Annotated in this window: 4 protein-coding genes; all 4 read left to right on the plus strand. The window is 38.0% G+C overall.

Annotated features, from left to right (window positions below):
• Positions 1–128: 128 nt before the first annotated feature.
• The 4 genes from BLS65_RS17345 to BLS65_RS17360 all read left to right on the plus strand — a co-directional run bounded on the left by BLS65_RS17345 (position 129) and on the right by BLS65_RS17360 (position 3,392).
• Positions 129–725, plus strand: a complete 597-nt coding sequence (locus BLS65_RS17345) for a hypothetical protein (RefSeq protein WP_092441051.1) — start codon at positions 129–131, stop codon at positions 723–725.
• Entirely contained in the window at positions 722–1,780 is a 1,059-nt protein-coding gene (locus BLS65_RS17350; protein ID WP_092441052.1) for a DGQHR domain-containing protein, read from the plus strand. The genes BLS65_RS17345 and BLS65_RS17350 overlap by 4 nt, the downstream gene beginning before the upstream one ends.
• A gap of 635 nt (positions 1,781–2,415) precedes the next feature.
• Positions 2,416–2,853: an SMI1/KNR4 family protein gene (locus tag BLS65_RS17355; protein ID WP_092441053.1), complete on the plus strand. Its 438-nt coding sequence runs from the start codon at positions 2,416–2,418 to the stop codon at positions 2,851–2,853.
• A gap of 269 nt (positions 2,854–3,122) precedes the next feature.
• On the plus strand, positions 3,123–3,392 hold the full coding sequence (locus BLS65_RS17360; protein ID WP_092441054.1) for a DUF1456 family protein: 270 nt from the start codon (positions 3,123–3,125) through the stop codon (positions 3,390–3,392).
• Positions 3,393–3,643: the final 251 nt, after the last annotated feature.

Here is a 3,643-nt window from a genome sequence, read left to right on the forward strand (position 1 = left end):
GGTTAGATAAGTTATATTTTAGTATATTGCATTTATTTTACCGTGGGATAACGACGCTGCTTCGAACTCCCCAACGCATTTTAGCAGCAACCGTTAGCCACAACTGGAATAAAACAAAACCATAAAATATGAAAAATGCCATACGATTACTTAAAGATCCCTTGTCAGTAATAACTGATAATCGATCAGAATTCACAATTTGGTTCTTATTCACAATAGTTACAGGACAAATCGGAATTATTGCGAATATGATAATACGACACTATACCTATTCAACATCCATATCAGAATCAATTTTTGTTGATTCGCAAAATGGTAGTTTTTATACTTTTTCAATTGCCTTAGTAGCTTCTTTACTAGGTCCATTATTTATAAATCTTTTAAATTCTTCAAAGTTCAGTTTTAAGACATTAAAGATTTATACCATAATATTTTCCATTTTCTTTTTATTTTTTGCAGGTATAGTTTATGCCGTAATTCAATCCAAAAATGGGTTTGAAAATAAAAATCTAGTATTAAAAATAGACTGGACACAGCTATTAATGTATATACTCGCACTTATCATAGTCATTTATGGTTATTGTATAATTAGACTGGAAAATGATCCTTTGAAATACAAGTTTATTGATGATCCTTTATTTAATGAAAAAGACGATGAAGATGTAAATGAACGCATCGAAGAAAGTAAAAAAGTAACTGACGATGGGAAAGGGAGAAAATTATGAAATTAAAATACATACAAATAAATCAACCAATCGGAACTTTTTATGTTACTTCCATTGATGCATCAGTTCTTGCAAAAATTGCAACTGTTGATCGAAGAAACGAAAATCCAGACGCTATCCAGCGTGAACAATCAGAATCTAGAATCAGAGAAATTGCAAAGTACTGCGGCGACTCCGATGCAACATTTCCGACACCGATAATAATTGCCGTTGATGATAATGCAACTATTGAAATAGATGAGAATTATATTACCATAGATGAGAATTCTTTATTAGGAGAAGTAATCGATGGCCAACATAGATTGGGAGGATTAAAAAGTTCTAATTTCTTGACTCGATTCCAGTTGCCTGTTGTTCTGATGTTTAACCTTATCCCAGAGGAAAAAGCATACGTTTTCTCTATAATCAACAGTAAACAAACAAGGGTAAATATGTCCCTCATCTATGATTTATTTGCATTATCGACTAAACGTAGTCCTTTTAAAACCTGTCATGAAACTGCCAGAGCGCTAAATAAGGAACCAGATTCTCCATTTTATAATCGCCTTAAGATGCTGGGTAAAAGAGAGGAAGGCCAAGAATTGGCATCCTTGTCTCAAGGTACATTTATAAAATACATGTTGGAATTAATTAGTAAAAACCCAGATGATGACACCCAAAAATTAAAAAATGGCGAACAATTGCAAGATGATGATCGATTCGTATTGAGGGACTATTTCATTCATGAGAAAGATAGCGTAATACTCAAGATCATGTTCAATCTCTTTACCGCTGTATCACAAGTTTTTAATCTGGAATGGAATTCTCCGGATATGTTTATTCTATCAAAATCAATTGGTTTTGGTGCAATAATTAAATCATTCCCAGTAATATATCGAAAAGGTGAAGAGGAAAATGATTTGAGCATTGAGTTCTTTTGCAGAATATTTGACCAATTCAAAAAACACCTTACAGAAACAAAAGTAGAATTGACATCCAGCCATTTTGGTTCGAATGAACAGGCAAGAACTAAGTTGGCGAATTTAATTGTAGAATCAATAACCAGCAGTGGCTAATCGAGTAGGCTGCCCCGCCAGCTAAGCCGACGGGGAGAACCTCTCACACCACTGTACGTACGGGTTTACTCATCCTTTTATTATATTGTTTTCTGGAATTCGTGAGGGCTTCGCCGTTCGTATACAGCGGTTCATTAAGATGTGGCGCAATTTTCTCGTAATGTGTAAGCATAGCCTCATACCCTCTTTTGCCTAGACGATCAAGGGTAATCGTGGTTCCCAAAATGGGGCGTTACTCATCCTGTAATATTTTTTTATTTGGAATTCGTGAGGGCTGCGCCGTTAGGCAACCGCCCAGCCATCCATTTCTTTCATAGGAATACCAAAAGCTGCGCCGTTCGGACACGACTCCGCGCACAAGGGACTTCCACCCTCTGGACTTGTTCCCAAACGCTTCCGTTTAAAGAACTTTTATTATATTTACCATTCAAGGCACACACAACCGCTATCGCACATGCGCCACAGCCTTCGGGCAGTTTGTTGTGCTATGTGTGCGTTGGCTGACACCTTTGGTGTCACATCGGGCGCCATCTAGCCTCACGGCTGATGTCACACGATGCCATAGCGGCAACCGTTATAGGCAACCGTGATGAAAATCCCAACGTGACATACAAACTCGAAAAACATTCTAGGAAATGGAAGAACTTGAAGAAATACTTTTGAGATTAGATTTTAAGAAAAGGAATGAGAAACCGAAGAAAACAATTGAAGAAATTGAAACTCTTATCAAATTCCAACTTCCACTAGACTATAAGAAATTTCTAGAAAATTATATGTGTTTTGAGGGTTCAGTTGGAAAAGAATACATTCAACTTTGGAGCCTTGAAGAACTAATCGAAACAAATATAAATTATGGCATTCTTGACAACTTGACGAAAACAATTGGTATTGGAGGAAACGGAAGTAACGAATTCATTGCGATAGAATTGACAGAGGAACATGTTTATAGAATTGTCCTTTCACCTTTTATTGACTTAGACAAACAATATCACATTGAAATTGGAACTTCATTTACAGACTTTCTAACTCGTCTAGAAACAGGAAAAGAATGGTTTGAAAATGAAACTGAATGAAACTTTATTAAAGAATAGAAATTGAGATTTGACGCCAAAAAAACGGCAGCCTATAATCGAGTAGACCGCCCCGCCAGCTAAGCCGACGGGGAGAACCTCTCACACCGAGTTACGATTTCTTTACAACCATATACAAAAGGCTTGGCAGCACTACGAGTAGCAATGGCAAGTTCAGAACAAACTCCCATACTCTGCGATAAATTCTTACCTTTGTGCGCTGCCACAAGCATTTTGTTGGCAGCATTTTGCGCAAAATAAAACGAATTTGTATGTCGAACAACGAAATACTCAAGAAGCTCCGCGTTGCACTGCACCTCCGCGACGATCAAATAATAGAGATACTGAAATTGGTTGATTTTACCATATCCAAGACCGAACTCGCTGCTTTTTTTCGAGCCGAAGAGCATACTAATTACAAACCATTGGGTGACCAAATTCTGCGCAACTTCCTCAACGGATTGGTCATTCACATGAGAGGTCCGCTGGCACCAAAACAGAAACCAGCTGATGCACCTGAGGATAGCAAAGATCCACAGTAAACCACCTTGCCAACGCAGGCTTTGTCGAGCATGGCCTGCTAAGGCACAATAATTAATTAATCGAATGCGAACAAAACTGGTTCGAATACTCCTGCTTATCCTGGGATTTTTGAGCCTTACGCTAGGAATCATAGGGGTTTTTCTGCCATTGCTCCCCACCTAGATAAAACGGTCGAAGTTGTGCCACCCATTTCGGTTCAAGTTGTGCCAGGCGTTTCGGTCGAAGTTGTGCCACTTTTTTAGGTGCATTT

It is taken from the genome of Williamwhitmania taraxaci (assembly GCF_900096565.1).
Taxonomy (GTDB): domain Bacteria; phylum Bacteroidota; class Bacteroidia; order Bacteroidales; family Williamwhitmaniaceae; genus Williamwhitmania; species Williamwhitmania taraxaci.

What these genes read in the sequence shown, in the direction of transcription:
- BLS65_RS17345 (WP_092441051.1), top strand. Translation starts at nt 129, where the DNA reads ATGAAAAATGCCATACGATTACTTAAAGATCCCTTGTCAGTAATAACT.
- BLS65_RS17350 (WP_092441052.1), top strand. Translation starts at nt 722, where the DNA reads ATGAAATTAAAATACATACAAATAAATCAACCAATCGGAACTTTTTAT.
- BLS65_RS17355 (WP_092441053.1), top strand. Translation starts at nt 2,416, where the DNA reads ATGGAAGAACTTGAAGAAATACTTTTGAGATTAGATTTTAAGAAAAGG.
- BLS65_RS17360 (WP_092441054.1), top strand. Translation starts at nt 3,123, where the DNA reads ATGTCGAACAACGAAATACTCAAGAAGCTCCGCGTTGCACTGCACCTC.